The 3,239-nt window shown below is 45.6% G+C and carries 3 protein-coding genes; all 3 read left to right on the forward strand.

The features are described from left to right. Window positions 1–50 precede the first annotated feature (50 nt). The 3 genes from RH89_RS13850 to RH89_RS13860 all read left to right on the forward strand — a co-directional run bounded on the left by RH89_RS13850 (window position 51) and on the right by RH89_RS13860 (window position 3,027). Window positions 51–890, forward strand: a complete 840-nt coding sequence (locus RH89_RS13850; protein WP_004402922.1) for a MurR/RpiR family transcriptional regulator — start codon at window positions 51–53, stop codon at window positions 888–890. A 29-nt stretch (window positions 891–919) separates the two neighbouring features. Next, complete coding sequence (gene rpiA / locus RH89_RS13855) at window positions 920–1,639, forward strand: ribose-5-phosphate isomerase RpiA (RefSeq protein WP_004402923.1); 720 nt, start codon at window positions 920–922, stop codon at window positions 1,637–1,639. Window positions 1,640–1,941: 302 nt separating this feature from the next. Beyond that, window positions 1,942–3,027, forward strand: a complete 1,086-nt coding sequence (locus tag RH89_RS13860; protein WP_004402924.1) for a sugar ABC transporter substrate-binding protein — start codon at window positions 1,942–1,944, stop codon at window positions 3,025–3,027. Window positions 3,028–3,239: the final 212 nt, after the last annotated feature.

The following is a 3,239-nucleotide window of genomic DNA, read 5'->3' on the forward strand; positions in this document are numbered from 1 at the left end:
TACAGACTATCGCGCTTGAGTGATTTAACAACATTTCGAAAGGAACCTTAATGAGTACTAGCCTGCTTCATAAAATCGTGCATGAAATGGATGACATGAAAAGCGCCGAGCGCCGTGTCGCGGAATTTGTCAGTGCAAAGCCTGACAAGGTAATCCATATGAGCATTGCGTCTCTCGCCAGTGAATGTTCGGTGAGTGATCCGACGATCATGCGATTTTGTCGTAGGTTTGGATATGACGGATATCAGAGCTTCAAGCTGAACCTTGCGCAGCAATTAGTCCCTTCAGCTCCATTTGTTTATGAACAGATTACCGCTAAAGACAGCGTGGATCACATTGTTCGAAAGACGTGTCGCAACTCATTAAATGCCATCCAAAGAGCTATGGAAGACATTGCACCAGAACAAATTGAAGAAGGTGCAAAGCTTCTTTCAAAAGCCAGTTACATTGGGATTTACGCTTCTGGTATCTCGGAAGTCACGGCTCTTGATGCTGAACATAAATTCCAGCGATTAGGATTGAGATGCAACGCGTTAGTACGTAAACAAAGGCAATGGCTGCATGCAGAACGTTCTAAACCACAAGAAGTCGCCTTTATATTTTCTCAGTCCGGCGCGACTAGGCAACTGGTGGAGATCGCAACAGCAGCACGAGCAGGTGGCGCAAGAGTAGTTTCAGTCACCGCCAGCGATAGCCCACTCGCCGCAGTTTCAGACGTAACCATTGCAATCACACCCTATGAACGTACCGAGCTGTTGACCCCTTTGGCTTCGCGCCTGAATCATCATTTGGTTGTCAATATGCTGGTGACAGCTATAGCCGTTACAAGCGGAAGTGAGTTCCCGGACCAGCTACCTGCCCTGGACTCGTGGCAAACGGAAAAGCTTTAGCGTTCTAGTTAAGTAAAGGAATACAGAATATGTCTCAAGACGATGCGAAAAAACTATCGGGAATTAGAGCTATCGATGAATTTGTACAAGATGGCATGAAACTTGGGCTCGGTTCAGGCACAACTTCTCACTTCTTTGTTCGGGAGCTAGGAAAACGGGTCGCCGAGGGACTTAAAGTCACTTGTACCACGACATCACGCTCGACCAATGAAGTCGCACAATCGGTGGGGATTGAAATCATCGACCCCAACCAAATTGGCGAGATTGACCTCACCATCGATGGTCCTGATGAAATTGATCGCAACTTCAATATGATCAAAGGCGGCGGAGCCTGCCTGTTGTGGGAGAAAATCATCGCCCATGCCTCTAAGAGAATGATCACCGTATGCGACGAAAGCAAAATCGTGGAGACACTTGGTGCATTTCCTTTGCCTATTGAAGTGGTTCAGTTTGGCTGGAAACAGACCGAGCAGCGCATATCAGATGTACTTAATGCACATGTGGGAAGTCGCCTCAAAATCATTCGACGACATCAAGGCGAAAAGCCAGTCATTACAGACAGTGGACACTTTATTCTCGACTGCCATTGTCAGGCTATTCCGTCTCCAGCTGTGTTAGAAACAGCACTTAATATGATTCCCGGTGTCGTTGAAAATGGACTTTTTACACGTGAGTCAAACGGGATGGTTGTGGGGCGGTTTGACGGAACCAGTTTTGTTGTTACTCAAAAAGCTAGTAAAACTTCATAAATTAAACAAACAGTTAGAATTCGCTTTTTTGTTTTGATTTTAAACGTATTGATGCCCTCGATAAAAAATACAAGGTGACCACCCAATAGGTTACCAAACCTTGGAACGTTAGATGGTAATTAACGAGATGAGCCTTATCAGGGTTTGTAGTCTTTGAAGACGACGCTCGCTGCCTAAAAAACCAGTTGTACTAGACAGCACCTATCGCCTGCTCTTTAAAAGCTATGCAAACCCAAACAGTTAGGTAGTAAAACTAGGTACTCTCACTTCACATCCAGTAACACGACATGGAGATGGTTGATATGACTGATGTAAGTAAACTGGACCGCCGCACCATTTTAAAAGCAGGTGCGGCATTAGGGGTAAGCATGCTTGCTGGACCCAACATGGCATGGGCAAAGGATCGCGTTTTTGTCCCTTACAGCAACAAGAGCCTTGATTATTATTTCTTCGTTATTCAGGAAGAAGCGGTAAAAAGAGCCGTTATGAAAAACGAATGGGAATTTCAGGCAACCAATGCCAACTTTGATAACACACGGCAATTGGAACAGTGGCAAAGCCTGATGCTTCGTAAACCTTCCGCCATTGTGAGCGACCCAATAGACAGCCAAGCAATTGTAAGTGTGATTAAGCGCTATAATCGCCAAAACATTCCGGTTGGTATCATTGATACACCTGCTGATGGTGGAGATGTCGCAATCACCGTGAGTTTTGATAACTACATTGGTGGTGTTATGGCTGCTAAGCAGATCATTCAGCGACTCGAGCAGAAATACGGCGAACCCAAAGGGACAGTGCTCAACTGTTTTGGCGCCCTACAAAGCGTGGCGTGGCGTTTGAGAAAAGAAGGCATGGACGCCGAGTTTGCCAAATACCCCAACATTAAGTATCTGGCTCGCCCGACTGAAGGTCAGCTCGAAAAAATGCTGTCCGTAACTTTGTCTACCCTTTCCGAATACCCTGATTTAGATGCAGTCCATGCGCCATCCGACTCCCCTTCCCGTGGAATCGTAACGGCGCTTAAGCAGAAAGGTCGCTGGAAAAAAGTGGGTGAAGACGGACACGTTATCTTCGTCAATATTGATGGTGAGCCTATAGCGGTGAAATGGATCCAAGAAGGCTATATGGATTCCTGTGTCTCTCAAGATCCCATTGCTTATGGGGAAATTGCCGTCGAGCTTTTGCAAAAGTACGCGATGAAAGGACAACCTGTCCCTATTGGTCCTTATGAAAACAAAAAGTACTTCTGGGAAAAGGCTGAAATTGTTAATGGCAAAACAGGTCCAACGATGATCATCCCTCCTTTTGTTATTGACGGCAGTAATGCAAAAGACCCAAGGCACTGGGGATCGGTTGCCGAAAAAGATTGGGGCATTGCCTACACCTAAGCTAGTTTCGCCTGAAAGAATTATTTTCAGGCGAGTTTTTTATACCAATCACAGTAAGTGTTCAGAAATAGCTTTTTAACAAGCCAAAATGGGCAGTTAATTATTCTGATTGGTGTTACGTCATTCGCAAAGGAACTGAAATGAGTGCCAATCTAGCAAGCGAAGGGAATGATCAAGAGATCGCACTGGAAGTCGTCAATCTGTCAAAGCAG

The sequence above is a fragment of the Vibrio nigripulchritudo ATCC 27043 genome, assembly GCF_000222685.1.
Lineage (GTDB): Bacteria > Pseudomonadota > Gammaproteobacteria > Enterobacterales > Vibrionaceae > Vibrio > Vibrio nigripulchritudo.